At 74.7% G+C, this 25202-nt stretch carries 20 protein-coding genes; 11 read left to right on the plus strand and 9 right to left on the minus strand.

Annotated elements, in window-relative coordinates; genetic code table 11:
• Positions 1–100: 100 nt before the first annotated feature.
• Positions 101–1072 (minus strand): SigB/SigF/SigG family RNA polymerase sigma factor, encoded by a 972-nt coding sequence (locus ACFWBY_RS04570; protein ID WP_385329924.1) that lies wholly within the window; start codon positions 1070–1072, stop codon positions 101–103.
• Between the two features lie 192 nt (positions 1073–1264).
• Here ACFWBY_RS04570 and ACFWBY_RS04575 point away from each other — a divergent pair, with 192 nt between their 5' ends.
• Positions 1265–2824 (plus strand): S8 family serine peptidase, encoded by a 1560-nt coding sequence (locus ACFWBY_RS04575; RefSeq protein WP_385329927.1) that lies wholly within the window; start codon positions 1265–1267, stop codon positions 2822–2824.
• Between the two features lie 63 nt (positions 2825–2887).
• Here the strand turns inward: ACFWBY_RS04575 and ACFWBY_RS04580 are convergent, their stop codons facing one another.
• Positions 2888–4357 carry a cellulose binding domain-containing protein gene (locus ACFWBY_RS04580; protein ID WP_385329930.1) on the minus strand — a complete coding sequence of 490 codons (1470 nt, stop codon included), beginning with the start codon at positions 4355–4357 and terminating at the stop codon, positions 2888–2890.
• Positions 4358–4382: 25 nt separating this feature from the next.
• Entirely contained in the window at positions 4383–5960 is a 1578-nt protein-coding gene (locus ACFWBY_RS04585) for a beta-N-acetylhexosaminidase (RefSeq protein ID WP_385329932.1), read from the minus strand.
• 208 nt (positions 5961–6168) lie between these two features.
• On the opposite strand from ACFWBY_RS04585, the gene ACFWBY_RS04590 reads away from it, so the two are divergent.
• Positions 6169–7077, plus strand: coding sequence for a GntR family transcriptional regulator (locus tag ACFWBY_RS04590; RefSeq protein ID WP_385329934.1), 909 nt, complete (start codon positions 6169–6171; stop codon positions 7075–7077).
• A 74-nt stretch (positions 7078–7151) separates the two neighbouring features.
• Here ACFWBY_RS04590 and ACFWBY_RS04595 read toward each other — a convergent pair whose 3' ends face one another.
• Both ACFWBY_RS04595 and ACFWBY_RS04600 read right to left on the minus strand, forming a co-directional pair.
• Positions 7152–7940 carry a GntR family transcriptional regulator gene (locus ACFWBY_RS04595; protein ID WP_385329937.1) on the minus strand — a complete coding sequence of 263 codons (789 nt, stop codon included), beginning with the start codon at positions 7938–7940 and terminating at the stop codon, positions 7152–7154.
• Between the two features lie 135 nt (positions 7941–8075).
• Positions 8076–9701 carry an IucA/IucC family protein gene (locus ACFWBY_RS04600; protein WP_385330285.1) on the minus strand — a complete coding sequence of 542 codons (1626 nt, stop codon included), beginning with the start codon at positions 9699–9701 and terminating at the stop codon, positions 8076–8078.
• 117 nt (positions 9702–9818) lie between these two features.
• Between ACFWBY_RS04600 and ACFWBY_RS04605 the strand changes: the two genes are divergently transcribed.
• From ACFWBY_RS04605 to ACFWBY_RS04620, 4 genes are all read left to right on the plus strand, one after another.
• Complete coding sequence (locus ACFWBY_RS04605) at positions 9819–11357, plus strand: IucA/IucC family protein (protein ID WP_385329940.1); 1539 nt, start codon at positions 9819–9821, stop codon at positions 11355–11357.
• A gap of 63 nt (positions 11358–11420) precedes the next feature.
• The gene (locus ACFWBY_RS04610; protein ID WP_385329943.1) at positions 11421–11867 is read left to right on the plus strand and encodes a hypothetical protein; all 447 of its coding nucleotides are present in this window, start codon (positions 11421–11423) and stop codon (positions 11865–11867) included.
• Positions 11868–11986: 119 nt separating this feature from the next.
• Positions 11987–13507 (plus strand): FAD-binding oxidoreductase, encoded by a 1521-nt coding sequence (locus tag ACFWBY_RS04615; protein ID WP_385329945.1) that lies wholly within the window; start codon positions 11987–11989, stop codon positions 13505–13507.
• Between the two features lie 115 nt (positions 13508–13622).
• Complete coding sequence (locus tag ACFWBY_RS04620; RefSeq protein ID WP_385329948.1) at positions 13623–14540, plus strand: serine protease; 918 nt, start codon at positions 13623–13625, stop codon at positions 14538–14540.
• Here ACFWBY_RS04620 and ACFWBY_RS04625 read toward each other — a convergent pair.
• A complete protein-coding gene (locus ACFWBY_RS04625; RefSeq protein WP_385329950.1) occupies positions 14494–14886 on the minus strand; it encodes a hypothetical protein in 393 nt (130 codons plus the stop codon). The two genes, ACFWBY_RS04620 and ACFWBY_RS04625, sit on opposite strands and share 47 nt — an antisense overlap.
• Before the next feature lie 82 nt (positions 14887–14968).
• Complete coding sequence (locus tag ACFWBY_RS04630; protein ID WP_385329953.1) at positions 14969–15916, minus strand: AEC family transporter; 948 nt, start codon at positions 15914–15916, stop codon at positions 14969–14971.
• 134 nt (positions 15917–16050) lie between these two features.
• Here ACFWBY_RS04630 and ACFWBY_RS04635 point away from each other — a divergent pair, with 134 nt between their 5' ends.
• From ACFWBY_RS04635 to ACFWBY_RS04650, 4 genes are all read left to right on the plus strand, one after another.
• The gene (locus ACFWBY_RS04635; protein WP_385329956.1) at positions 16051–17400 is read left to right on the plus strand and encodes a sensor histidine kinase; all 1350 of its coding nucleotides are present in this window, start codon (positions 16051–16053) and stop codon (positions 17398–17400) included.
• Positions 17397–18080: a response regulator gene (locus ACFWBY_RS04640; protein WP_385329960.1), complete on the plus strand. Its 684-nt coding sequence runs from the start codon at positions 17397–17399 to the stop codon at positions 18078–18080. Before ACFWBY_RS04635 ends, ACFWBY_RS04640 begins: the two co-directional genes overlap by 4 nt.
• A 145-nt stretch (positions 18081–18225) precedes the next feature.
• The gene (locus ACFWBY_RS04645) at positions 18226–19269 is read left to right on the plus strand and encodes an alpha/beta hydrolase (RefSeq protein ID WP_385329962.1); all 1044 of its coding nucleotides are present in this window, start codon (positions 18226–18228) and stop codon (positions 19267–19269) included.
• The gene (locus ACFWBY_RS04650; RefSeq protein ID WP_385329965.1) at positions 19266–20486 is read left to right on the plus strand and encodes an acyltransferase; all 1221 of its coding nucleotides are present in this window, start codon (positions 19266–19268) and stop codon (positions 20484–20486) included. Before ACFWBY_RS04645 ends, ACFWBY_RS04650 begins: the two co-directional genes overlap by 4 nt.
• 94 nt (positions 20487–20580) lie before the next feature.
• On the opposite strand, the gene ACFWBY_RS04655 is transcribed toward ACFWBY_RS04650, so the two are convergent.
• Positions 20581–21003, minus strand: coding sequence for a DUF350 domain-containing protein (locus tag ACFWBY_RS04655; RefSeq protein WP_385329967.1), 423 nt, complete (start codon positions 21001–21003; stop codon positions 20581–20583).
• A 104-nt stretch (positions 21004–21107) separates the two neighbouring features.
• Here ACFWBY_RS04655 and ACFWBY_RS04660 point away from each other — a divergent pair, with 104 nt between their 5' ends.
• Positions 21108–23048, plus strand: a complete 1941-nt coding sequence (locus tag ACFWBY_RS04660) for a GNAT family N-acetyltransferase (RefSeq protein ID WP_385329970.1) — start codon at positions 21108–21110, stop codon at positions 23046–23048.
• On the opposite strand, the gene ACFWBY_RS04665 is transcribed toward ACFWBY_RS04660, so the two are convergent.
• Positions 22991–25117: an AMP-binding protein gene (locus ACFWBY_RS04665; protein WP_385329973.1), complete on the minus strand. Its 2127-nt coding sequence runs from the start codon at positions 25115–25117 to the stop codon at positions 22991–22993. The genes ACFWBY_RS04660 and ACFWBY_RS04665 overlap by 58 nt on opposite strands.
• Between the last annotated feature and the right edge of the window lie 85 nt (positions 25118–25202).

Below are 25202 nucleotides of genomic sequence, written 5' to 3' on the forward strand. Positions count from 1 at the left end.
GCCCGTCGCCCGTCGTCGGCCGCTGACAGCCGGCGGACGGGTCCGCTCCGCCAGTACTACTTCCCTGGGTTAACCCCTGCAAACGGTGAAGTGAGTCATGTCACTTGCGTACGTCGCTGCCCACGCCCTCGGCCGCGCCACCGGAGCCGGCTGCCGCTTGCGCGGGGAAACCGGCTTCGGCCCAGTCCGTGCCGGCCAGCATCGAGGCCCGCAGATGGGCGAGCACCCGGTTCAGGAGGCGCGAAACTTGCATCTGGGAAATGCCGAGGGCGTCGCCGATCTGGGCCTGGGTGAGCTCCTCGCCGAAACGCATCGACAGCATGCGCCGCTCGCGTTCGGTGAGCCGTTCCAGCAGCGGCGCCAGGGTGTGGATGTCCTCGACCTGCTCCAGCGCGGGCTCCTCGGCTCCGATGGTCTCGGCGAGGGAGTGGCCCTCGGTCCGGCCGTCCGCGCGCTCGGAGTACGGGGCGTCCAGGGAGCCGCTGGTGTGGCCGTTGGCGGCGACGAGGCCTTCGACGATCTCCTCTTCCGTGAGCGAGAGGTGCGCGGCGAGGTCCGCGACGGTCGGCGAGCGGTCGAGCGCCGACGTCAGGTCCTCCTTCGCCTTCGCGAGGTCGACGCGCAGCTCCTGGAGCCGGCGCGGGACGCGGACCGCCCAGCTGGTGTCGCGGAAGTGCCGCTTGATCTCGCCGGTGATGTACGGCATGGCGAGGGAGGAGAACTCGATCTCGCGGGCCGGGTCGAAGCGGTCGATGGCCTTGATCAGCCCGATGGTGCCGACCTGGACGAGGTCTTCGAGGTCGCCCCCGTCACCCCGGCCGCGGAAGGGGCGGACGGCGAACTGGACGAGCGAGATGTTCATCTCGACCAGCGTGTGACGTACGTAACGATGCTCCGGGGTGCCTTCGGTGAGTTCGTGCAGCCTGCGGAAGAACAGTCTCGACAGCTCGCGCGCGTCCGCCGGGGCCACCTCGCGCGGCTCTTCGATCCGGGGCAGCGGCACAGAGGCGGCAGGGCATCCCCGGGCTGCGACGGGTCCGGCGGTATGGGAGAAGGGGGCGGGCATCGGCATGGGGTCGCTCCTTGGGCTGATCGGCTTGCGGCGCGTGACCTTGATGGGCGTACACCTTAGCCGCTTCCGCACGGAGGGCCGTTTCCCGCCGGTCTCCGCCGGTTCCCCCTCCCGACCCCCGCCGGCCCCAGGACCCCCGGGGCCACCAGGGCGCCCTTGTGCCCTCGGCTCCGCGCACCCCACCGTGAGCGGATGGCCACCAGACCTCCCTTACGGGGCTTAGTCCTCGCACTCGCCGCCGCGCTCGCCCTCGGGGCCCAGACGCTGCCGTCCGCCGCCTCGCCCGCGCCCGCCGAGGGCGTCGTCCACTACGCCGGCGCCGCGAACGCCGTTCCCGGCAGCTACCTCGTCGTCCTCGATCCGGCCCGCGCCAGTGCCCGTACGGCGCTCGGCCGGTCCGTCGTCGAACGGCACGGCGGCACCGTCCGGCATACGTACGACTCCGCGCTGAGCGGCTTCTCCGCGCGGATGACCGAACGCCAGGCTCGCCGGGTCGCCGCCGATCCGGCCGTCGCCGAGGTCGCGCAGAACCGCAGGCTGCGGCTCGACTCCACCCAGCCGACGCCCCCGTCCTGGGGCCTGGACCGCATCGACCAGCGCAGGCTGCCACTGAACGAGTCCTACGCGTACCCCGATTCGGCCGGCCGGGGCGTGACCGCCTACGTCATCGACACCGGGGTCAACATCAGCCACCAGGACTTCGGCGGGCGCGCCTCGTACGGCTACGACGCGATCGACGACGACTTCGAGGCCGACGACTCGCACGGGCACGGCACGCACGTCGCCGGAACCATCGCCGGCAGCACCTTCGGCGTGGCCAAGCAGGCGAAGGTCGTGGCCGTCCGGGTGCTCGACTGGTACGGCGAGGGCACGACGGAGCAGGTGGTCGCCGGCATCGACTGGGTCACCCGCAACGCTGTCAAGCCGGCCGTCGCGAACATGAGCCTGGGCGGGGACCCGGACGAGGTGCTGGACGCGGCCGTGCGGGGCTCCATCGCCTCCGGCATCACCTACGCGGTGGCCGCCGGCAACCAGAGCGCGGACGCCTCGGGGCACTCGCCGGCCCGGGTGTCCCAGGCGCTCACCGTCGGGGCGGTGAACGACCACGACGCGCGTTCGTCGTACTCCAACTTCGGTCCGCTGGTGGACCTGTTCGCCCCCGGCGACTACATCACCTCGGCGGTCTACTGGGGTGACGACTGGAGCACCGTCATGTCGGGCACCTCGATGGCCACACCGCACGTGGCGGGCGCGGCGGCGCTCTACCTCTCCACCCGCCGCACCGCCACGCCGGCCCAGGTGGCGTCCGCCCTGACGGCGTCGGCGTCCACCGGTGCGGTGCTCGACGCCGGCCCGGGCTCCCCCGACCGCACCCTCTACGTGGGCAGCGCGCCGAACCGGGTCCCGGGCAAGCGCTTCGCGAACACCGCCGACTACCCGGTGGGCGACTTGGAGACCATCGAGTCCCCGATCACGGTCAGCGGGGTCCCGGGCCGCGCCCCCGCCCAGCTGGACGTCGAGCTGTACGTCAAACATCCGGACTCGGGGAACCTGCGGATCGATCTGGTCGCACCCGACGGGACGGTGTACCCGGTCAAGGACGAGTACACGGGCTGGGGCGAGGGCGACCTGGTCGGGCTGTACGGGGTGGACGCCTCCTCGGAGACGGCGGCCGGGGTGTGGAAGCTGCGCGCGTTCGACGCCTGGGCCGGATACACCGGCTACCTCGACGGGTGGGCGCTGCGGTTCTGAGCGGACGGCGCGGCGCGCTCCGGGCGCAGCAGGACCCGGAGCGCGCCGCCCCGCCCCGTACGGTCAGCCGTTCGGGACCTGGTCCACGAAGGTCGTGCCCGCCGCCCGGTAGGCGCCCACCTTGGCCGCGACCTGGGCCGGAGTGAGGACCTGGTCCTTGACGTGCAGGACGTAGTCGACCTTCTGGTCGTAGGCGCGGGGCGTTGCCCCGGGCTGGCCGTTCAGGTCGATCAGCCACTGGTTGAAGTTGATCGACATGGGCCGCTCGGGCAGGTACCTGGCGTCGTGCGTGCCGAACAGCCGGCCGTCCATGTAGTAGGTGATGGCGTTGGCGTCGATGGTGAGCACCAGGTCGTGCCAGCCCGCGTAGGTGGTCCGGGACTCCGTGTGCTGGTTGACCGCCTCCCAGGGGTCGGGGCGGTAGGTCTCCCACGACGTGGTGTACAGGATGTTCGAGGGCTCTCCCCAGCCGCCGTTGGGGAGGTACTCGAAGTCGTACTCGGCGTAGTCGTCGGCCATCGGGGCCTTGAGGTCGTTGATGGTGAAGAAGGTCTGCACGAGGTGGTCGCCGTCCGGGCCGTACTTGGGGGCGTCGGAGAACTTGACGCGCGCCGCGTAGGTGCCGTTCTTGAACTTGGTGGCCTTGGTGAGGACTTCGGTCTGCTTGGTGCTCTCGCCGGATCCGGCCGTGGACGTCTCCATGTTCATGAGGGAGTTGCCGCCCTCGGTCTGGAAGGTGACGTTCTCCGGGGACCAGGCGGCGCCCGGGACGCCGGGGCCGCCGGCGTTGGAGCGCACGTTCCAGCCGTGGGCCGCTATCGCCGGGTCCGAGGACGACGTGTAGGTGAAGTCGTCGAAGAGGGCGGCTCCGGCGGGTCCCGGGTCGGTCGGCGTCGGGGTGGGTGTGGGGCCGGTCGGGGTCGGCGTGGGATCGGGGGTGTTGCCCGCCGGTGCGGCGCCCCAGACCGTGGCGGAGCCCAGTTGGGCCGTCACCTTGTCCCAGTCGCCGTACGCCGTACGGGCCGCGTCGAAGGAGTAGTCGTCGGACTGCCGCAGCGTCTGCCAGTCGGCGCGGTGGAAGCGCAGCTGCATGTCCCCCGTGTCGGCGCCCGGGGCGAGGCTGCCCGCGCCGCCGGTGAAGGTGATCTCCAGGTAGCGGTCGGCGGTGGGCGTCGGGTTGGCCGGGGTGCCGAAGGTGCCGGTGATGTTGGCGCAGCCCTTGACGGCCCAGGAACAGGCGTACCGGTACTGGACGTCCGGCCCGTCGGCCTTGAAGTAGTAGCGGAGCTTGACCTGGCTGAGCGACACGGCGGCCGAACCGTTGTTGACCACCTTGAACCAGGGCTCCACCTGGTCGGCGGTGGCCCCGGTCGCGCTGGTGCGGTACTGGACCTTGACCGAGTCGGCCGCGGCGGTCGCGGGCAGTGCGGTCAGGGCCGCCGAGCCGAGTCCGGCGGTGACGACGAAGGCCATGGCGACGGCCGTACGGCGCGTGGCGTCGAGCGGGGTTCGGGGGCTTCGGGGCGTTCGCATGCGGGGTCCTCTCGGGGTGGGGGGATCACTTGGCGGGCAGAGGGGCTCGCGGGGCGGTGCGGTGCGGGGACCGGCCGTGTACGCCGAGGGCGGCGAGCCGGGTCTCGTGGTGGTCCAGCCGGCGGCGGAAGTCCGGCCAGTCGCGGTGCGCCGACCATGCGGTGTCGGCCAGGGCGCACAGCCGCGGGAAGGCCAGGTATTCGAGCTGGGCCGGGGTGCGGGCGTACTCGGTCCACAGCTGCGCCTGGGTACCGAGGACGCGGCGCGCTGCCTCGGGCTCCCAGTGCGCGGGGACGGGCTCGTTGTCGTAGACGCCGCGCAGGTCGAGCACGCCGTCCTGGCCGCGGGGCTCGCCGGGGTCGGCGGACTGCGGATAGTCGAGGTAGGTGGAGCGGTACGGGGCCATGATCACGTCGTGGCCGCGCAGGGCGGCGGCCGCTCCGTGTTCCGCGTCGCGCCAGGCCATGGCCGTGAAGGCGGCGGGCAGTTCGGATCCGGTATCGGTCCAGCCGAGGGGGCGGCGGCCGAGCCCGGCCAGGTGCGTGGCGACGGCGCCGAGGAACCAGCCGTGGAGGGCGCCCGGACCGGACAGTCCCGCGGCGGCGATCCGTGCGCGGGCGGCCGGCGAGCGTTCCCATTCCGTGCGGGGGCATTCGTCTCCGCCGACGTGCACGTAGGGGGCGGGGAACACGTCCGCGACCTCGTCCAGGACCGCCCGGCAGAAGTCGAGCACTCCGTCGTGGACGCCGAGGACGTTCTCACAGACTCCCCAGCTGGTCCACGGCTCCAGCCGGACGCCGGGCCGGTTGCCGAGTTCGGGGTAGGCGGCGAGGGCGGCGCGGGCGTGGCCGGGCATCTCGATCTCGGGGACGACGCTCACGCCGCGCCGGGCCGCGTAGGCGACGAGGCCGACCAGTTCGGCGCGGGTGTAGGAGCCCTGGTGCGGGATGCCGTCGCCCGCGCTCTCGGCGCGGCGTCCGCCGATCTCGGTGAGCCGGGGGTAGGCCGCGACCGGCATCCGCCAGCCCTGGTCGTCGGTGAGGTGGAGGTGCAGGACGTTGAGTTTGTGCAGGGCGAGCAGGTCGACGAAGCGCCGTAGGTAGGCCGCGGGCTGGAAGTGGCGGGCCACGTCCAGCATGGCTCCGCGCCAGGCGAACCGCGGCCGGTCGGTGATCCGTACGCAGGGCAGCGACCAGTCGGGGGCGGGCGTACGGGGCGGCGCGCCCCCACCGGTCGGCGCCCCGGGGGCGAGCGCCTCGGGGGGCAGCAGCTGGCGCAGGGTCTGGACCCCGCGGAGCAGTCCCTCGGGTCGGGCGGCGAGCAGCAGCACTTCGTCGGGGTGGACGGTGAGGGCGTACCCCTCGGCTCCGAGGGCCTTGTCCCCGGGGGCCAGCAGGAAGACGATCCGCCCGTCGGGGTCGGGGGCGAGCGGCAAGCCGGTGACGGGGGTGAGCAGTTCGCGCAGGAGATCGGCCGCCGCCCCGGCGCCGGGGCCGGCCCGCAGTCCGGTGCGGTGGTCCAGGGCGAAGCGTCCGGGCCGGGCGGTGACCGAGTCGGGGCGCGGGACGAGCGCGAGGTCGGGGCGGAGGGCGGCTGCGGGCACGGCGTCGTGGTTCCTCACCTGGTCGTGGGGGCAACTCACGCAGGGGATCGACGAGTTGACCAACTGACCAATTGGTTAGCTGAGTGGCTAGAAGGTGACACGGCCCGCGTTCGCCGTCAACCCCGCGCTCCCGGTGCTTTTTGCACGTACACCTCGCGCTCCCCGGCGTCCGAATGGTTAGATACACATGACCAGTTGGACAGGTGAAATGACCAGAGGGAAGCGGGGTCTGGCCGTGCAGAAGGGCACATCCGGCTCCTCCGACGCGTCGGAGGCGGTTTCGAAGTCCGACGCGTCGGGGTCGGTCCTCAAGCGGGAGCGGGTGCGCGAGCACCTCCTCGGCCTCATCGACGTCCGGCGCCCCGGAGACGCCATCCCCTCCGAACGCACCCTCTGCGCCACCCTGGAGGTCTCCCGCCCCACCCTGCGCGCGGCGGTGGACGAACTCGTCGCCACGGGCATCCTCGTCCGGGAACACGGTCGGGGGATGTTCGTCGCCCCCGCCAAGATCACCCAGGAGCTGACCTCCGCCGAGGCGGCGTTCGCGATGCGCCAGGCCGCCGGACACTGGTCCAGCCGGCTCCTGGAGCACTCCACCGTCCAGGCGGGCGCCCGCATCGGCCGCCGGCTGCGCATCTCGCCCGGCGCGCAGCTGCTCTACGTCGCCCGGCTGCGGCTGGTGGACGGGGCCCCGATGGCGATCGAGCACCTGCACATCCCGGCCGCCCTGGTACCCGCCCTGACACCGGCCGAGCTGGAGGCCGGGGACCTCTACGAGCACCTGCGCGACCACCACGGCGTGTACGTGCACGAGGCACAGCAGTCCATCGAGCCGACCGTCGTCAACGAGGCGGAGGCGGGCCTGCTGGACGTCCCGCTGCTCTCGCCCGCCCTGCTCATCGAGCGGCTCACGACCGATTCCACCGGCCGCCCGGTGGAGTACGTGCACTCCGTCTACCGCGGCGACCGCTACCGGATCGTCTCGCGCCTCGCCCTCGGGGCGCCCGCGGCCGCGGGGCGGCCGGGCGGCCACCACCCGGGGATCCCGCCGGGTGACCTGGGCCGCCGCGCGGTCATCACCTCCACGACCTCCGGGGACATCCACACGGGTTCGTAACCGGCGGGCCGGCCGTGGCCGACGGCACGGCCGCCCGCGCCCGTACCCCGGCGGGACCCCGGGGCCCTCGGGACCTACGTCACCCGGAAGCCGATGGCGGGGTGGGTACGGTCGAAGGTCAGCCGGTCCCAGCCGGGAAAGGCCAGGTCGGTGACGGCGAGCAGCCTGCCGGAGACGTCGTGCAGGGTGCGGCGTACGGAGAGTCCGCCCGCGGGCGCCGGCGCGTGGGGAAAGCTGGTCCGGGTCATGGTGATGGTCTCCGCGACCCGGCCGCCGCGTGCCGCCCGCTCCAGCCAGCGGTGCAGGGGGCCCAGGTCCTCGTCCCGGACACCGGCCGCCGCGCGGTCGCGGTAGCGGGCCAGCTCCGGCGTCCCGTCGACGGTGCGCGGGCAGAGGTACGTCACCTCGTGCCGCCGCGTCTCGCCCCCCGGGCCGCTTTCGCGGTGGTGGTGGACCAGGGTCCGCTCGCCGCCGCGCATGCCGAGCTGGTCGGCGAGGGCGGGGGCCAGGGTGACGAGCGTCAGCCAGTGCTGCGCGGGGCCCGAGGCCGGCGGCGCCTGCGCCGGGGCGGCGACGACGGGTACCGGGTCCGCGGCGGGGACGGCCGCCGGGGGTTGCGGCGGCGGCGGGGCCGTCCGCGTTCCGCGCCGCCCGGTGACGACGAGGCCGTCCTCGCGCAGGTGCTGGAGGGCGGCCCGGACGGTCTGCCGGTTGACCTGGTAGCGGGCGGCCAGGCTGCGTTCGGAGGGCAGCCTGGCCCCGGGGGTGAGCGCGGCGTGGTCGATCTCGCGCCGCAGGGCTGCGGCGATCCGCTGGTACTTGGGCATGGCGGCCTGGCCGCCGCCCCGCGAAGGGGAGGGCATGGCTTCTCCTCTGACGGGAGGTCAAGGACTGCGCGGTCTGCCCGACCAACCTAGCATTGGTCTATACCTGTAAGTGAGAGGGGCGCCGACAACCGGCCCGGATTGGCCGGAACCTTGTCCCCCGCTTCACGGCCCTCAGCCGTGCAGGGGGTTGGGGAGCGGCAGGTAGCGGGAATCCGCGCCGTCGGCCCGGGTCCAGCGCAGCAGCAGGTTGGTCTTGGCCGGGAGGGTGGGGGCGGCCAGCAGGGCCGTGACCTCGGGGAGCCCGTGGGACTCCTCGAAGCGCCGGAATTCCGCGCGGGCCGCCGGCCACAGGGCTCCGGCCGCCCGCGGGTGGCTCTGCGCGAGCGCGCCCGCCACCTCGGTCAGATGGTTGACCACCAGGCAGTAGACGAGGCGCTGCCAGGCGGCGCCGCGCTCGAGGTCCGGCAGGAGTTTCACGCCCTCCGCGTCCCGGAAGAGGGCCTGCGCGGGCATGCCCTCGGCGTCGACGGCGACCAGGGTGTTCTGGAGGTGGGCCTCCAGCACGACGCCGTGCCGGGCGAACAGGTGCAGCACGGGCGGTACCACCTCGCGCAGGTATGCCCGCCACCACGCGGCCGGGTCGGTGGTGGCCGCGAGCGGGCTGCCCGGGTAGCCCTCCGCCAGCGCGGCCGCCAGCAGGGGCGTGACCCCGGGCTCCGCGTGGGCCCGCAGGCCGTCGCGGACCAGTACCGCGAGCTCCTCGAAGGCGAAGGCGGCCGTGCGGTAACCCCGGTCGGGCAGCCAGGCCGCCCGTGATCCGGAGCGGCGCAGGTCCGCGAAGCCGGCCGCGACCGCCGTGTCCGTGCGACGGAGCCGCAGCAGGTCGTGACGCCACAGCCGGCGCACGTCGTTGGTGATCCGGACGTCGAGGCTGAACTTCACGAACAGGTCGGAGCCGGGGTCGCCGGCCCGCCCCGTACCGCCGCCGGGTACGTACAGGGTCCGGATCGAGGCCGTCGGCCAGACGGGCAGCCGCCCGGTCCCCAGCCGCAGCAGCCGTCCGTCCGCGAACGCCCCGCGCAGCGCGGGCCGGGCCCCGACCAGGTCGAGCTGCCAGGGGTGGGCGGGCAGCAGCCGGTAGCCTGCGGGCGGGCGCGGCCCGCCCGCCACCCGCGCGAGCGAGTCGATCGCGGCGGCCGCCGCGGCCCCGCCCTCCTCCACCACCTGGTCCTCGCGCAGCCCCAGGAAGACCAGCGGGAACCGGGCGTGCGCCTCGGGGGCGTACGGCAGCCAGCCCGAGGCCGGGGCGCCGCCCCGGGCCTTGGGGGCCGGGTGGTGCGGGTGCCCCATCACCAGGGCCTGTTCGGAGCGGACGTACGGATCCCGGGGCGGCTCGGCCACCGCCCGCGCGGCCAGCAGCGCGGCGACGGTCTCACGGCTGTCGGCGATCTCCACGGGGAGCTCGTCGTTGGACACTCCGGTGTACTGGAACAGCTCGTCGGCGACCAGTTTGACCAGCTCCGTGTGGCTGAGCGGGTGCCATCCGTCCGCGGTGAGCAGTTCGGGGCGGGCGGGCCGGCGCCCGCCGCTCACCCGCAGCAGCCGGCCGCTGCCGAGCAGTCGGTAGGCATCCGCGCCCTCCTCGCCGCCTGTGCCCCCGCCGGGTTCTGCCGCCTCTCTGAGCAGGCAGTTCAGCAGCGGAGCGGCTGCGTAAGCATCGGCTGTGGCACTGTCGGCCGCGGGGGCGGCGAAGTGGGCGGCGGCGGTGCCTGCGGCGTTGAGGTCCACGGATTCCATTCGGTCCATCCGGATCGCCGGAGGTCGCGGGGCGTACCACCGGCCGTGATCTTCAGTATCCGCGATGATGAAAAGATCACCACGTCATCCGAGAGGATCAGGGCCCTGGACCCCAGCGTGAACCTCCCCGCCACCCCGGCCGAAGAGGCCGTGGCCGCCGAACTGGCCGCCCGGGCCACAACCCGTCCCGGCCTCGGCGCCGCGTACGCCGCCGCGCTCCCGGGTGCGCGCGCCGCCGTACTGACCCGGCTGTGGCGGGCGCTCGCGTGCGAACCACTGCCGTGGATCGCGCACCGGGAGCGGGGCTCCGGCTCGCTCGCGCTGCGCCTCGCCTCGGGCGCCCGGCTGGAGGGCCCGGCGGCGGACCCCTACGCGACGGCGCCCTACGTCACCGAGATCCTGCTCGACGGCCGCCCGTACCGGGCGGCGGCCCGCCTGGTGGAGGCGCTCGGCGTGCCGCACGGGGAAGCGTTCGCCGCCGAGCTCGACGACAGCGCGGCCTCCCTCGCACTGTCCCGGGCCGGGCAACCGACCGGCGCCGACACCGAGCCCCGGACCACCTGGGAGTGGGAACAGCGGGTGGTCGACGGGCATCCGTACCACCCCAACTGCCGTTCCCGACCCGGCTTCACGGTCGGGGAGCAGCTGGCGTACGCGCCCGAGCACCGGCCCCGCGTCACGCTCGGGCTGGCCGCCGTGCGGGCCGAGGAGTGCCTGGTCGCCGGGGACTGGCCGGCCGCGTGGCGCGAGGCCGGGCGGATCCTCGTACCGGTCCATCCGTGGCAGGCGGAGCACGTCTTCAAGCAGGAGGGCCCCGCGGGGCAGGAGGTCCTGCCCGGTCCCGCCGCGCACCCGCTGATGGCCCTGCGCACCCTGGCCCCCGCCGACGGCGGGCCGCATGTGAAGACCGCGCTCAGCACCCGTCTCACCTCCTCCGTACGGGACATCTCCGCCTACTCCGTCGAGACGGCCGCGGCGGTCTCCGCCCTCGGCCAGAGCCTGTCCGAGCGGCTCGACGGCCGCCTGCACGTCACCCGCACCCTGGGCGCCGTCACCGCGCACACCCCGGACCTGGCCGCCGTGCTGCGCGAGCCCCCCGAGGCGTACGCGGACACCGGCGCGGGCGAGCGCGTGCTGCCCGTGGCCGCGCTGGCCCTCACGCCGTACGCGCGCTCCGCACCCTGGCGGGCGAATTTCGCCCGCCTGGCGCTGTCGGTGTGCCTGCGGGTGCTGGAACTCGGCGTCGCCCTGGAGGCCCACGGTCAGAACCTCCTGGTCGTCCTGGCCGCCGACGGGACCCCGCTGCGCCTCGTCTACCGCGATCTCGCCGACATCCGGATCAGTCCGGCCCGGCTCGCGCGCCACGGAATGCCGGTGCCCCCGCTGACGGGCCGGCTGATCACCGACGAGGTGACCGCGCTGCGGCGCAAGCTCTTCGGCTCGCTGGTGGCCGGCGCGCTCGCCTCCACGGCCGGCTCGGCGGCCGCGCTCGCGGCGGACCTCGCGGCGGCGGCGCCCGCACTCGCGGCCACGGCCGACACCGAGGCTCTGCTGGGCCGTCCCCTGCCCACCAAGGCACTGACCCTGATGCGGCTGAGCCCCGGCACCCCGGGCGACCAGTGGGCCGCGCTGGACAATCCCCTGACGGGGGGCTGAGTTCGGGGCGGGCCGGGCTACCAGGCGTCACGGGCCCGGCGGAGACGGCCTAGTGTCCTCGGCGTGGCACCGACTTCGCATGCGAACGGCGTCCGGGCGTCCTACGACGCCGTCGCCGCCGACTACGCCCGGCTGCTGGCCGGGGAGCTTGAGCGCAAACCGCTGGACCGGGCCGTACTGGCCGCCTTCGCGGTACTGGGCGGGGTACTGGCCTGGTACTTCACGGTCCACACTCCGCCTTCCGAACTCGCTCCGATCTCGGGTGAGTTCGCGCGGGTGCCGGCGCCGGGCGGCTATGTGCTGATCGCGTTCAAGGCGGGCGACGGACAGATCCGGCTGGAACGCGCGTACGGACACCCGGTCGAGCTCGACGTTTACTGGACCCCGCCCGACCACATCGCCGCGCTTCTGGCGGGCGCCGGGCTCACCGAGACGGCCCGCCTGATCCGGGCACCGGGCGACAGCGAGAAGTCCCCGCAGGGGTTCCTGCCGGCCCGCAAGGCCTCCTGACGGCGTCCGGCAGCGACCGGGGGCCCCGGGGCAGCCGGTTGTGGGCCGTTCGGGGGGCAACTCGGCTCCCGTGGGCCCGCCTTCGTGGCGAACGGGCGCGGCGGTGGCAGGAAGGAGGGATGAGCCTCCACCGCCGCCAGCTCCTCGCGGCCGGCGCCGCCGGCGCACTCGCCTCCCTCGGCGCGGCGGGCCGGCGTGCGCGGGACCCCGGCTTCGGGGCGCTGGCCCGGGCGCTCGACGGCCGGCTGGTGACGGCGGACGATCCGGACTACCCCGAGGCCCGCCGGCTGTTCCAGCCCCGCTACGACACGGTCCGGCCGGGCGCGGTGGCCTACCCCGCGCACGCCGGGGACGTGTCCGTCTGCCTGGACTTCGCCCGCCGTTCGGCCGTCCCCGTCGTCGCGCGCGGCGGGGGCCACGGCTACGCCGGCTGGTCCACGCGCGAGGCCGGGCTCGTCATCGACGCGGGGGCCATGGCGGAGGTGTCCGCCTCGGGAGCCGACGTGCGGATCGGCGCCGGCGCCCGGCTCGGTGACGTGAACGCGGCCCTGGCCGAGCGCGGCCTGGCCGTGCCGACGGGGCTGTGCCCCTCCGTCGGCATCGCCGGGCTCACCCTCGGCGGCGGGCTCGGCCTGGCCTCCCGGACCTACGGCGCCACCGCCGACCAGCTCACCGGCGCGACCGTGGTGACTCCCGACGGGCGCGTCCGCGAGGTCGGCGCCGACCGCGATCCCTCGCTGTTCTGGGCCCTGCGCGGGGGCGGGGGCGGCAACTTCGGCGTGGTCACCGGCTTCCGGTTCCGCGCCCACCCGGTGGCCGACTGCGCCTTCGCCGAACTGCACTGGTCCCCCGCCGACTCCGCCACCGTCCTGCGGGGCTGGCAGCGCTGGCTCGAAGCGCTGCCGGACCCGTTCTGGAGCCAGGTGGAGTTCACCGTCGACGGCGGTCCGGCCGCCGCCCCGGCCCTGCGGGTGCTCTGCCTGGACGGAGGGCGCCTCGAACTGGAACGGCAGCTGACCCGGCTGTCCGACCTGGTGGGGCGCCCGCCGCGCGACGGCTGGACCGTCGTCCGCGGCTACGGGGACACCGTCCGGGCCATGTCGGGCTGCCTCGACCGGAGCCCCGCCGAGTGCCGGCTACCCGGCACCCTGCCCGGCCACGATCCCCGGGGCCGGCTCGGCCGCGACTCCTACGCCGCCCGCTGCGACTTCTGGGCGCCCGGTGGGCTCACCGAGCCGGCCGTGGGAGCGGTGCTGGCCGCGGTCCGGCGCTACGCGGGAAGCGTGCCGAGCGGCGGGTTCGGGGTGGTGCAGTTCGACGGTGTGTGCGGCGGCGCCCTCAACCGGATCGCACCGACCGCCACCGCCTTCGCGCACCGCTCGGCCGGCTTCCTCGCGCAGTACCTCGCCTACTGGCCCGACCGGGCGCCCGCCGCCGACATCGCCCGACATCAGGGCTGGCTCGACTCGCTCTGGCGGGACCTGCGCCCCTGGGCGAGCGGATCGGCGTACCAGAACTACGCCGACCCGGGCCTGACCGGCTGGCGCGAGGCCTACTACGGGCCGAACCTGGCCCGTCTCGAAGCGGTCCGGCGCGCCTACGACCCCGACCGGCTCTTCCGCTTCCCCCAGGCCGTGTAGCCCGGCGGCGTCCTCCTCCCCCGCCCTCCGGTCCAGTTCGCTTCCACTTCCAGTTCCCAGCTCGAGTTCCAGCTCCAGTTCCAGCTCCAGAGACGCGACGAAGAAGGAGACGGACATGCGACGTAGGTTGACGGTGGCGGCCATGACGGCCGCCCTGCTGGTCCCCGCCGGGCCACTGCCCCTGGCCGAGGCCGGCAGCGCACCGCCGTCCGCCGGGCGGTGGTCGGCCCGGGAGGCGCAGTCCTTCTGGACCCCCGACCGGATGGCGTCCGCCGTCCCCGTCACCCGCGGCGGAGCCCCGGCGGCGGGCAACGGGACCGGGCAGGACTTCGACGGGATCCCGGTCGTCGGCCGGATGTTCGTCATGAAGGGCGGCGGCGCGTACTTCTGCACCGCGAGCGTGGTCTCCTCCCCCGGCCGCGACCTGGTGCTCAGCGCGGCGCACTGCCTGCTGGGGACCGATGCCCGGCAGGTGGCCTTCGTACCGCACTACACGGCCGGGAATCCGCAGCCGTACGGGATGTTCCCCATCCTGCGCGACGCCCGCGGCCGCTCCAAGGTGTGGATCGATCCGCGCTACCGGCAGCTCGGCGCGGACAAGGGCGCCGCCCTCGACGTGGCCTTCGCCCAGGTGGGCCCCGACGCCGACGGCTTCCCTGTGGAGGACGTCGTGGGCGGCAACCGCCTGGTCACCGGCGCCACCTTCGCGCACAAGAAGGTGTCGCTGATCGGCTATCCGGCGTCCGCCGCCCGGCCGCGGCTGTGCGTGAACCGGACGACGAAGTTCACCAGCACCGATCCGCGGATCCCCGGATCGTTCCTGCGGATCGACTGCACCGGCTATCCGGGCGGGACCAGCGGCGGCCCCTTCCTGACGGGCTACGACGAGCGGACCGAGACGGGCAACGTCGTCGGGGTCATCGGCGGCTGGAAGACGGGCGGGGACACCCCCGACACCTCCTACAGCTCGTACTTCGGCGCCGACGTCAGGAAGTTGTACGAGAAGGCTCTTGCCGGGGCGCGGGTGGGGTGAGCACCCGCACCCAGCGGGTGCGGCGCGGGTTGCCGACCGAGCGCGGGGTCACCGGCAGCCCGTCCCCGGTCAGCGGATCCGCCGGCGCCAGGCCCAGCTGGCGGCGCAGGTCCGCGAGGGCGGTGTGCACCGGGCCGAGGATGACCTCGGCGCGCGGGTGGGCGTGGGCCAGGGCGTACGCGGCCGTCTCGATCGCCTCGGCGGCGTCCTCGGCGGCGCTACGGCTCCACCCCCCGGGCGCGGCCTGGCCCCAGGGCGCGATGGCGTCGTAGAGGTGGCAGGCGGCATCGGCCACGGCGTCGGCCCGTTCCCCGACGCCGGGCGCCGCGATGATCGGCAGCTCCATGCCCGGTCAACGAGCGGAGACCGCCGGGGGAACGACGGGCCGTGGCCGATCTCCCGGCCGCCCCGGGCCCCGTACCGGTGTCTCAGGCGGACACGGCCTGCAGCCAGAGCGGCAGCAGGAGGAGGGACACCACCGAGCTCTTGATCACGACGGCGGCGGAGAGGTCCACACCCACGTCGTAGCGCTGGGCGAAGATGAACAGGTTCTGCGGCGTCGGCATCGCGGCGATCAGCACGAGATAGGTGAGCCACTCGCCCCGGACCCCGAACAGCGCCCCGCACACCGCCCAGGCCAGCAGCGGGAAGAGGAGGCATTTGAATCCGATGAGCGCCAGTTCCTCGCGCGTCGTGCCACGGATGTCGAGGCCGATGCCGCCGAGGTGGAGGCCGAGGGCGAAGAGGGCCACCGGGGAGGCGCTGTCGCCGACGAAGGCGGCCCCGTCCAGGACCACTCCGGGGACGCGCACGGAGAGCAGGTTGAGCAGGATCCCGGCGTTGCAGGCGAGCACCAGCGGGGTGAGGAGCGAGGACCCGACGGCCCGGGCGAGGCGCTGCGGGGGGCCGCCCGCACCGGGGTCGGCGCGGCCCAGTTCCATGATGGAGATGACGACGAGGGACAGGACGCACACCTGGAAGAGCAGCACCGGGAAGATCGGCGCCGCCGTCCCGAAGAAGGTGATGAAGACGGGGACGGCGAAGTAGGCGGTGTTGACCTGGACCCCGGCCATCACGCGCAGCGCCACGGCGCGCGGCTCCCGCAGGCCGGTCAGCACCGAGGCGGCGGCGATCGCCGCGACGGCGAGGGCGGCGGCCGTCGCGTAGCCGCCGATGGCCCGCCAGTCGAAGAGGGCGGAGAGGTTCGCGGCGTAGATGTTGCCGAACAGGTAGCACGGGACGGCGAAGAGGAAGGCGTAGTCGGCGAAGACCTTGGAGGCCTCGGCGGGGACCACCTTGCGGCGCGCGAGCAGCACGCCGGCGCCGAAGGCCAGTACGACCGGTATCAGCTTCTCGAGCGCGGCTGCCCCGCCCATGCGTTCTCGCTCCCCGCCGTTCGTTGATCGTCCGGCCCCGGCGCAGTCTATGCCGACGGCGTCGGGAGTCCGCTTCCCCTCGGCGGGCGCCGCACGGGGCCGGCCCGCCCGCGGGCGCATACGCTGGACGGATCATGAGCGAACGAGCCCGATCCCTGTCCGCGTCCGCCGCCGAGGCTTCCTCCGCCGAGGCCGGCGCCGCCGCGTCCGCCGCGGGGGCGCCGCACCCGCCGGCCCGGCCCGTGGTGGCGCTGCGCACGCCCGCGCGGCCCGGCGAGCCGCTGTTCGCCCAGGCGCCCAAGGCCTGGCAGCGCATGATGCCCTACGCCGTGACCGCCCTGTGCGTGATGGCGCTGCTGCCGGTGACGATCGTGGTGCTGACCAACGACTACGAGGCGGGAGGCGGCTGGGCCGGCGCGCTGGGCGTGGCCCAGACCGTGCCGCTGCTGCTCGCCGTGACCCGGCCGCTGCAGGCGTGGGCGCTGGTGCTGCTCGCCGACGTCGTCGGGGCGGTCGTACTGACCCAGGCCGACCAGGTCGCCCGGCACGCCTGGCCGTGGACGCCGATGGTGATCATCGGCTACCTGGTGCTGATGGCCTGCTTGGGGCTGCGCGAGTCCATCCGGACCCTGGTCTGGGTGTGGCTGGCGACCGGGGCGGCCGGGGTGGTGCTGGGCTTCTTCCAGCCGGACGGGGTGGTCAACACCATCGCCCTGCTCTTCGTCCTCTCCGGCGTCGTGCTCGCGCTGACGGGGGCGCTGCGCGGGCTCGGCGACGCCCGGCAGAAGATCGCCGAGCAGGAGAGCATCAGCGAGGCCGAGCGGTCCCGGCGCACCCTGCTGGAGGAACGGGCGCGCATCGCCCGCGAGTTGCACGACGTCGTGGCCCATCACATGTCGGTGATCACGGTGCAGGCGGATTCCGCGCCGTACCGGCTGCCCGGCATGGCGGAGCCGGTACGGGAGGAGTTCGCGGCGATCGCCGCGAGCGCCCGGGAGTCGCTGGGCGAGATGCGCCGGCTGCTGACGGTGCTGCGCGGGGACGAGACGGGCGGGCACGACCTGGCCCCGCAGCCGGGGCTCGGCAGGTTGCAGCAGCTGGTGGAGGCGACCGTACGGGCCGGGCAGCCCGTGGAGTTGGCGCTGGCCGCCGGGGCCGCGGGGGCGGCGCCGCCGGCCGTGGACCTGTCGGCGTACCGGATCGTGCAGGAGGCCCTCGCCAATGTGGTGCGGCACGCGCCCGGCGCGCCGACCCGGGTGTCGGTCACCTTCGATGCCGACGAGATCCTCGTGCTCGTGGTCAACGGCCCGGCCCGGGACGCGGTGGTGGCGCTGGAGTCCTCGGGCACCGGGCACGGTCTGGTGGGGATGCGGGAGCGCGTACGGTTGACGGGCGGGACGCTGGACACCGGTCCGCTGCCCGACGGCGGCTTCCGGGTCGCCGCCCGTCTTCCCTTGAACACCCCGGCAGAGGAACAGAGTTGACCATCCGCGTGATCATCGTCGACGACCAGGCCATGGTGCGGGCGGGATTCGCCGCACTGCTCTCGGCGCAGGCCGACATCGATGTGGTGGGCGAGGCGCCCGACGGGCGCCAGGGAGTCCGGCTCTCGCGCACCGTCCACCCCGACGTGGTGCTGATGGACGTCCGGATGCCGGAGATGGACGGGCTGAGCGCCGCCCGCGAGCTCCTCGACCCCCCGCCGGGGGTGGTGCACCGGCCGAAGGTGCTGATGCTGACCACCTTCGACATCGACGACTACGTGTACGAGGCCCTGCGCGCGGGAGCCTCCGGGTTCTTGCTGAAGGACGCCCCGCCGGCGGATCTGATCGCGGCGGTCCGTGTGGTCGCCTCGGGCGAGGCGCTGCTCGCACCCTCGGTGACCCGGCGGCTGATCGCGGACTTCGTCGAGCGGCGGCCGGCGCCGCGCAAGGACCCGGCGCTGCGGCTGAACGGGCTGACCCCGCGTGAGACCGAGGTACTGGAGCTCATCGCGCGCGGGCTCTCGAACCAGGAGATCGCCGGCCACCTGGTGGTCGCCGAGCAGACGGTCAAGACCCACATCGGGCGGGTGCTGGGCAAGCTGGACCTGCGGGACCGGGCGCAGGCCGTGATCTTCGCCTACGAGGCGGGGCTGGTGCGGCCGGGCGACGCGAAGGGCTGACGAAGGCGGCACGCCGCGCGCCGGGGGTGTCGCGTCTCCTCCACCCCCTACCGGGGTATGACCTCCGACTTGGCTCTACGGTCCGACGCCCCCACCGGTACCTCCTTCTTACCTTCCTCCTCGTCACGAGGAGAGGAGAAGGGGCATGCGCCGCTTCGCAAGGACACTGGTCACGGCCGCGCTCGCCGCGGCCGTCGTCACGGGGACCGCGGGATGGGCCTCCGCCGACACCCAGACGGCGGTCACCGGCCCACCGCCGGGCACCGCCGCCTGGCGGGCGGACACCGTGTCCGGGCAGCGGCTGCCGGATCCGGCGGGGTCGGCGCCGCGCGAGGTCGCGCGGTTCTTCGCCGGGCTGGACGAGGACCGGGCGCGCAGCCTCGTACGGTCCCACCCGCTGGTGGTGGGCAATCTGGACGGGGCTCCGCTCCCCCTCAGGTACGAGGCCAACCGGCTGGCCGTCCTCGCGTCGGGTGAAGCGCGCTTCGCCTCCCTCGCCGCGCCCGGCCGGCAGGTCCTGGCCTTCGACCCGCGCGGACGGGGCACGGTCGCCGAGGTGTTCGGCGACCTGGGGCGGGCCGCTCACGTCTCGGTGATCGTCCCGGGCTCGGACAACGACGCCACCACCTACGACCGCCCGCGCGCCCCGCACACCGGCCCGGCGGGGATGGCCCGCGCGCTGCGGGCCGCCGCCCCGGACTCCACCGCCGTCATCGCGTGGACCGGTTACACCACGCCCGTCGGAGCCGGCCTGGACGTGGCGCAGCAGCGGCTCGCCCGGGCGGGCGCGGTCCGCCTGACCCGCTTGACTCAGGGGCTCGGCGCGGTCGGCGCCCCCGACCCCGTGCTGTTCTGTCACAGCTACGGCTCGGTCGTCTGCGGACTGGCCGCCCGGGACACCGGCGCCACCGACATCGTTGCCTTCGGCTCCCCCGGCATGCGTGCGGACACGGCGGCGGGGCTGCGCACCACCGCCCGCGTCTGGGCGGCGCGCGGACCCTCCGACTGGATCTCGGACGTGCCCAACGTGGAGTTCGCCGGGCTCGGCCACGGCGCCGATCCCACCTCGGCGGCCTTCGGAGCCCGCCGGATCGCCGCCGCCGACGTAGTGGGGCACGCCGGCTACTTCGTCCCCGGCACCCAGTCCCTGAAGGCCTTCGCCGCCATCGCGACGGGAGGATCCCGATGAGTACGCCGGGCATCCTCACCACGGCGCGGGCCACCGCCGCGCGGATCGACGCCAAGACCCCCGCCCACCGCGACCGGGCGATCGACGGACTGCGGGCGCTGGCCCTGCTGGCCGTGCCGACCGGGCACTGGCTGCTCGGCGGGTTCACCCTCGACTCGGACGGCGCCCTGCACAACGCCAGCCCGCTCTCCGCCTTCGGCGGCCTGGCCCCGGCCAGTTGGCTGCTGCAGATGCTCGGGATCTTCTTCCTGGTGGGGGGCTACGCCTCGGTGCTCTCCTTCCGGCGGCGTCCCGGTACCACCGGCTCGTGGCTGAAGGGCCGGATCGTCCGGCTGGGGCGGCCGGTGCTCGGGGTCACGGCGGTGTGGGCGCTGTCCGCGCCCGTGCTGTACGCGGCGGGGGTGCCCGAGGCGACGCTGCGGACCGGCGCGACGCTGGTGATCCAGCCGCTGTGGTTCGTCGGGGTGTACGTCGCGGTCACCGCGCTGACCCCCTCCTGCGTACGGGCGGCCCGCCGACTCGGCGGCTGGGCGGCGGCTCCGCTGCTGGGCTCGGTCGCGGTGGTCGACTTCCTGCGCTACGGGCCCTTCGCGGACTCGGTGCCGGGGTGGCTGGCGCTGGCGAACATCCTGCCGGGCTGGCTGTTCGCCTACCAGTTGGGCGTGTCGTGGGGTGAGGGGCGGATCGGACGGCGCGGCGCGTGGCTGCTGCTGGCGGGCGGGGGCGCGCTCTTCGCGGCGCTGCTGGTGCTCTTCCACTACCCGGCGTCGATGGTGGGCGTGCCCGGCGAGGCACGCACCAACTCGCACCCGCCCTCGCTGCTGGTCCTGGCGCTGGCGTCGGCCCAGTCGGGGGCGGCGATCCTGCTGCGGGACCGGTTGGCGCGGCTGCTCGCCCGTCCGGCGCTGTGGGCGCCGGTGGTCGTCATCAACCTGTGCGCGATGACGATCCTGTGCTGGCACCAGACGGCGATGCTGGCGGCCGCCGTACCGGCTTCGTTCGCGGGCGGGCTGGCGGGGTTGACGACGGCGCCGGACAGCCTGGGGTGGATCGCGGCCCGCCTGGCGTGGATGCCGGTCTTCGCGGCGCTGCTGGTGGCAATCGCCCGGTACGCGCGCCGGTTCGAGCAGCCCTGGACCCAGACGACGGCGGTGCGCCGGGCCGTGGCGGGCGTGCTGTCGGCCGGGTTCGCGGTGTTCGCGCTGGGGCTGGCGTAGGAGCGCCGCGGGACCTGCGAGCACCGGCACGAAACGTGAGCGCCGCTCCCCGAGGGGAGCGGCGCTCACGGCGTGGTGGGGTCGTGGACCGCCGTCAGGCGATGGAGGCGGCGACGATCGCGGCCACCGCGATGTTGCAGGAGGCCGTCACCCACACCGCGGGGTGCGGCGCGGGGTCGACCACGATGGCGCCGAGCTTGCCCGGGGTCACCAGGTCCAGCACGAGGAAGGCCACCGCCATCAGGACCAGGCCGAGGACGCCGAAGGCCGCGGTGGACAGCAGGCCCTTGCCGAAGTCGTCGTAGGTCGTCCAGATCGAGGTGAAGACGATGCCGCCGATGCCGAGCAGCGCGGAGGAGAGCATCACGGACGCGTTGCGGTTGCGCTCTTCCCAGATCTGCTTCGGCAGTTTGCCGGGGGTCAGCACGTCGACGAGGACGATGCCGAGGACGAGCAGCACCAGACCGACGCCGCCGAATGCCGTGGTGCGGCCAAGTCCGTTGATGATGTCGCTCATTGGGAAGCCGTCTCCGGGTGGGTAGGAAAATACGTCGCGTGCCTGTCGGCGCGGTGGCCGAATCTATCGCACGGGGTGGGACCGGACCATGGGGAGGTCAGGAAATGGCAAAGCTCAGGCCCGCGCTGCCCGCGGAGGCCCGGAGACTGTCGGAGCTGGTCATGCGGTCGAAGGGGCACTGGGGGTACGACGCGGAGTTCCTCGCCGCCTGCGCGCCCGAGTTGCAGATCGTGGCCGGGGACGAGGTGCGGCGGCGGATCGTGGTCGCCGAGGACGGATCCGGCGCGCACGGCGCCGGCCGGGGCGACGGTCGGGGCGCGCCGGTGCTGGGGCTCGCCTCCCTGGACGGAGAGCCGCCGCTCGGGCGGCTCGGGCTGCTCTTCGTGGAGCCGGCCGCCATCGGGCGGGGGGTGGGCCGCCTGCTCTACCGGGACGTGTTGAGGCGCGCCGCCGATCTCGGATTCCGCCGGCTGTCGATCGACTCCGATCCGCACGCCGCCGGGTTCTACCGGGCCCAGGGCGCGGCCTACGCGGGTGGTCCGGGCGCTCCCGGGGCGCTGGTGCGGTTCGAGGTGGCGCCCGCGCCCCTGGCCGGCTGGGCCCGGGCCTGGACGGGCGGCGCGGCCGCCGTGCACGTGGGCAACGTCGCGGAGTACAACGCGCAGTTCGCCGACGCCTCGCTGGACCGCGAGCAGCGGGCCGCGCACCACTACGCCTGCCTGGCCGCCTTCTACAGTCCGCGCCCGGCGGCGCTGGTGCTGCCGCACGCCGTGCCGGCCGGCTGGATCGCCCTGGTCGGACGCCAACTGGGCTGGCCCGCCGGGGTCGAGGTGTACGACGGCCTCGCGGAGCGGGACCCGCGCCTGTCGGACGCCGTAGGGGCCCGCCCGGCGCTGACCGCACGGCTGACCGGGGCCGGGGGCAGGGCGGGGAGCGGGACGGACGGGGCCGGATGGGGCGAGGGGGCCGTGGGGGCCGTGGGGGCCGTGGGGCCCCTCGTACCGTGGGGGCTGACCGCCCCCTTCGCGCGGCTGTCGGGACGGCCGTGGTGCCCGGATGAGCTGCGGTACGAGTCGAAGTCGGCGGCGCACGGGCTGTTCGGCCGGATCCTGGCGGAGGGCGGACACCCCGAGATCACGCTGCCCGCGCAGTGGCGGGCGGACACCCGGCGGGCGGCGGTCCGGCTGCTGGCGGCCCGGGCCAAGGCGGGCGAGAGCACTGTTCTCAAATCGGAGCACGGCGTCGGAGGTTCGGGCACGACGGTGGTGACCCCCGAGCGGGTCCGCGCGGCCGGCGGGGCGCGTGCGGTGCTGCGCGCGCTGCCGCGCGGACCGCTGCTGGTGGAGGAGTACGTGGGCGGCCCGGCGGACGGCGAGGAGCCGCGCGACCTCACCTACGACGGGTTCGTGGACGCGCGGGGCCGGGTGCACGAGGTCGGCGGAGCGGTGATGGACGTGGCGGACGGGGGGTACCGCGGGGCGACGGTGGGGCCCGGGGTGGTTCCGGCCTGGGCGCGGAAACCCCTGCTGGCCTTCGGGGAGGCGGTGGGCCGGGAGCTGTCTGCGGCCGGCTACCGGGGCTGGTTCGACGTCGACTTCGTCGCCGACGGCGCGGGACGGCTGGCCCCGACCGAGACGAACCTGCGCCTGACCGGACCGTCCGTCGCCTTCATGGTGGCGGCCCGGCTCGACGAACTGCGGGGCGCGGGCCACCTCGTACGGATCGCCGACCGCGTGGAGCTGGGCGCCCGACTCCCGGAGGCCGCGTTCGACGAGCTGTGCGAGGACCTGGCCCGTCGGTGCGCCGCGATCGGGGCGGTGTTCGTCCCCGCCATCCCGACCGGCGCCTTCGAAGCGGCGCCCTGGATGGGCGCCCTGGTGGCCGCGACCGGCAGGGACGTGCTGGACGCGGCCGAGCTGCTGGTGCGGGCGGCGGCCGTGTCCGTCGGGACGATGTTCGAGCAGGCGGGCGACGACCTGAACCGGGCTCAGCCTGCGGACTCCGGGTCCGCGTCGAAGGCGCTGACGGGCGGACGGGAGACGTAGACCGCCACGATGCCGGCGGCGATCATGAGCGGGATGTTGAAGGCGTAGACGAGGGCGGCCTGCTGGGGCCAGTCCTGCTTGGCCGCGAGCCGGTAGAGGTTGTCCTGCGGCCACCAGGCCGCCAGCAGGTAGACGATCGCCAGGTGGGCGGCCGCTGTGATGCGGGGGCCGCGGCGCATGTGGCGGCGCATCCGCGGGCGGCCGGCGAACAGGAACAGCACACCGGCGGCGAACGCCCAGGACTCGGCGAGGTAGAGGAGGAAGAAGAGCGTCGCGTACGGGTTCGGAACGCCGGCGAGGTCCATGGACCCCGGCCAGAGGATCGCGGCCAGGCCCATGGCGAAGGCTCCCAGCACGATCAGCCCGACGAGGCAGAAGAAGACGAAGCCGGCCGTCCCGGCGGCCGCGGAGCCCCCCGCCCTCGTGGACGCTCCGTATTTGCTCCCGCCCTCGGCCCGCGCCTCCCCGGCCGGCTGCGCGGGCAGGGGGAGCACGGTCCGCTGCTCACGGCCGGCCCGGTCCCGGGGAAGCCGGGGCAGCCTGAACACGGCGCGCGGCAGCACGTCCCCGGGGAGCCTGCCCGCCAGGTGACGGCGCAACTGCCCGCTGTCGGGGAGGTCGGAGCCCGGGGGCCAGGTGTCGTCCTCCGCGGCCGGGGCGAGGTACGCGACGAGCATCGGCCGTGCGTTCTTGCCCGTACCGGCGCCCCTGACCTCGGCCAGGACCGCGCCGCCGACCCCGTCGTGGGTACGGATCGCGGATTCGACGGGGTGCGGGTCGAACGGCCGCCCGTCCAGGGTCAGCCGGTCGCGGATCCGGCCGCGGAACTCCAGCAGTCCGCCGGCCCGCGGCGCACCGAGGTCGCCGGTCCGGACCGTCTCGCCGCCGTCCGGTGCGGTCAGCCGGATCTCCCCGTCGTGCACGTCCACCCGGCAGCCCGGGAAGGGGGTGCCGATCAGCGAGAGCTCCTCGGCGTCGTCCAGCGGAGCGGCCAGTTGCGGGAGTTCGAACCAGGTGCCGGTGCCCGCCGCCTCGGTGAGCGCGTAGACGTTGAGCAGCCTGGCGCCGGACCGCAACCGGGCGAGCAGGGCGGACTGTTCGTCGAGGTAGAGGCGGTCGCCGGTGACCGTGACCATGCGCAGCGACCGCAGGCCCTCGTCGGGGCGGTGCAGGGTGCGCGACAGGACCGCCTCCCGGTCGCGCACCAGGAGCTGGGTGGCGGTGCCCGGGTCGGTGTGCAGGACGGTGACCCGCTCGGCGTCGACGGCGCGCCGCAGCGACGCGGCCGTCCAGCGCGGGCCGTCGGGCAGGACGAGGGCGCCGCCCTCGCACAGGGCCCGCGTCCATCCGGCGGCGAAGGGGGTGAGGTCCGGGCCGGCGGTGATCAGGTGCCGGTCCTCGGGGGTCAGTCCGGCCGCCCGGGCCCAGCCGTCGTGTGCGGCGAGGAGCCGGTCGTGGCCGAGGCGGACGGCCCGGCGGTCCGCGCCGTCGGTGAACAGGACGGCGGCGGTGTCCGCTCGCGCGGCGGCCGGATCGTCGGCGCGGGCCGGATCGTCGGCGCGGGCCGTCGGGACACCGTCCGTGGGGCCGGCGGTCCTCGGGGTTCGGCGCGGCGGATCGGTGGGCAGCCAGCCCACCGCCGCGGCCTTTGTGTCGAGGCGGATCACCCGCAAGTCACCGCCGTCGTCCAGTCGGGCCTGGTCCGCGGCGTCGGCGAGCAGGGCGAAGGGGCCGGCGGCGGCGAGCTGGAGCCTCCCGGCCCGGGGGTTGTCCACGTCGATGACGGCGTAGGCCGCACCGGCCTTGAGGATGCCGAGGAGGGCGACGAGGAGTCCGGCCCGCGGGCCGGTGCCCACGGCGACGACGGCTCCCCCGGGCAGTCCGGTGGCCAGCAGGTGGTGCGCCAATTGGTTGGCACGTGCGTCGAGTTGTCCGTAGGTCAGGCTCTCGGCGCCGGCGACGACGGCCCGGGCGCCCGGAGTGTCGCGCACCCAGCGCTCGAAGCGATACAGAACGGTGTCGTCGGTGCGCCGGGCGGTAGGGGCGGAGGACTCTGATCCCTGCGTCATGGACCGATTCTGCCACCGGGCACCGACACGCACGAGGTTTGTGAAAATCCCTCGTACGAAGGGGAGTTGGCCGTGTATCGGGGCA

Origin of the sequence: Streptomyces sp. NPDC060049 (assembly GCF_042736715.1) — a bacterium.
Taxonomy (GTDB): domain Bacteria; phylum Actinomycetota; class Actinomycetes; order Streptomycetales; family Streptomycetaceae; genus Streptomyces.

Coding starts and splice junctions, on each gene's coding strand:
- ACFWBY_RS04645 (WP_385329962.1), top strand. CDS start 18,226: ATGCGCCGCTTCGCAAGGACACTGGTCACGGCCGCGCTCGCCGCGGCC.
- ACFWBY_RS04575 (WP_385329927.1), top strand. CDS start 1,265: ATGGCCACCAGACCTCCCTTACGGGGCTTAGTCCTCGCACTCGCCGCC.
- ACFWBY_RS04660 (WP_385329970.1), top strand. CDS start 21,108: ATGGCAAAGCTCAGGCCCGCGCTGCCCGCGGAGGCCCGGAGACTGTCG.
- ACFWBY_RS04615 (WP_385329945.1), top strand. CDS start 11,987: ATGAGCCTCCACCGCCGCCAGCTCCTCGCGGCCGGCGCCGCCGGCGCA.
- ACFWBY_RS04620 (WP_385329948.1), top strand. CDS start 13,623: ATGCGACGTAGGTTGACGGTGGCGGCCATGACGGCCGCCCTGCTGGTC.
- ACFWBY_RS04650 (WP_385329965.1), top strand. CDS start 19,266: ATGAGTACGCCGGGCATCCTCACCACGGCGCGGGCCACCGCCGCGCGG.
- ACFWBY_RS04625 (WP_385329950.1), bottom strand. CDS start 14,886: ATGGAGCTGCCGATCATCGCGGCGCCCGGCGTCGGGGAACGGGCCGAC.
- ACFWBY_RS04665 (WP_385329973.1), bottom strand. CDS start 25,117: ATGACGCAGGGATCAGAGTCCTCCGCCCCTACCGCCCGGCGCACCGAC.
- ACFWBY_RS04580 (WP_385329930.1), bottom strand. CDS start 4,357: ATGCGAACGCCCCGAAGCCCCCGAACCCCGCTCGACGCCACGCGCCGT.
- ACFWBY_RS04570 (WP_385329924.1), bottom strand. CDS start 1,072: ATGCCGATGCCCGCCCCCTTCTCCCATACCGCCGGACCCGTCGCAGCC.
- ACFWBY_RS04630 (WP_385329953.1), bottom strand. CDS start 15,916: ATGGGCGGGGCAGCCGCGCTCGAGAAGCTGATACCGGTCGTACTGGCC.
- ACFWBY_RS04635 (WP_385329956.1), top strand. CDS start 16,051: ATGAGCGAACGAGCCCGATCCCTGTCCGCGTCCGCCGCCGAGGCTTCC.
- ACFWBY_RS04590 (WP_385329934.1), top strand. CDS start 6,169: ATGACCAGAGGGAAGCGGGGTCTGGCCGTGCAGAAGGGCACATCCGGC.
- ACFWBY_RS04595 (WP_385329937.1), bottom strand. CDS start 7,940: ATGCCCTCCCCTTCGCGGGGCGGCGGCCAGGCCGCCATGCCCAAGTAC.
- ACFWBY_RS04600 (WP_385330285.1), bottom strand. CDS start 9,701: ATGGAATCCGTGGACCTCAACGCCGCAGGCACCGCCGCCGCCCACTTC.
- ACFWBY_RS04655 (WP_385329967.1), bottom strand. CDS start 21,003: ATGAGCGACATCATCAACGGACTTGGCCGCACCACGGCATTCGGCGGC.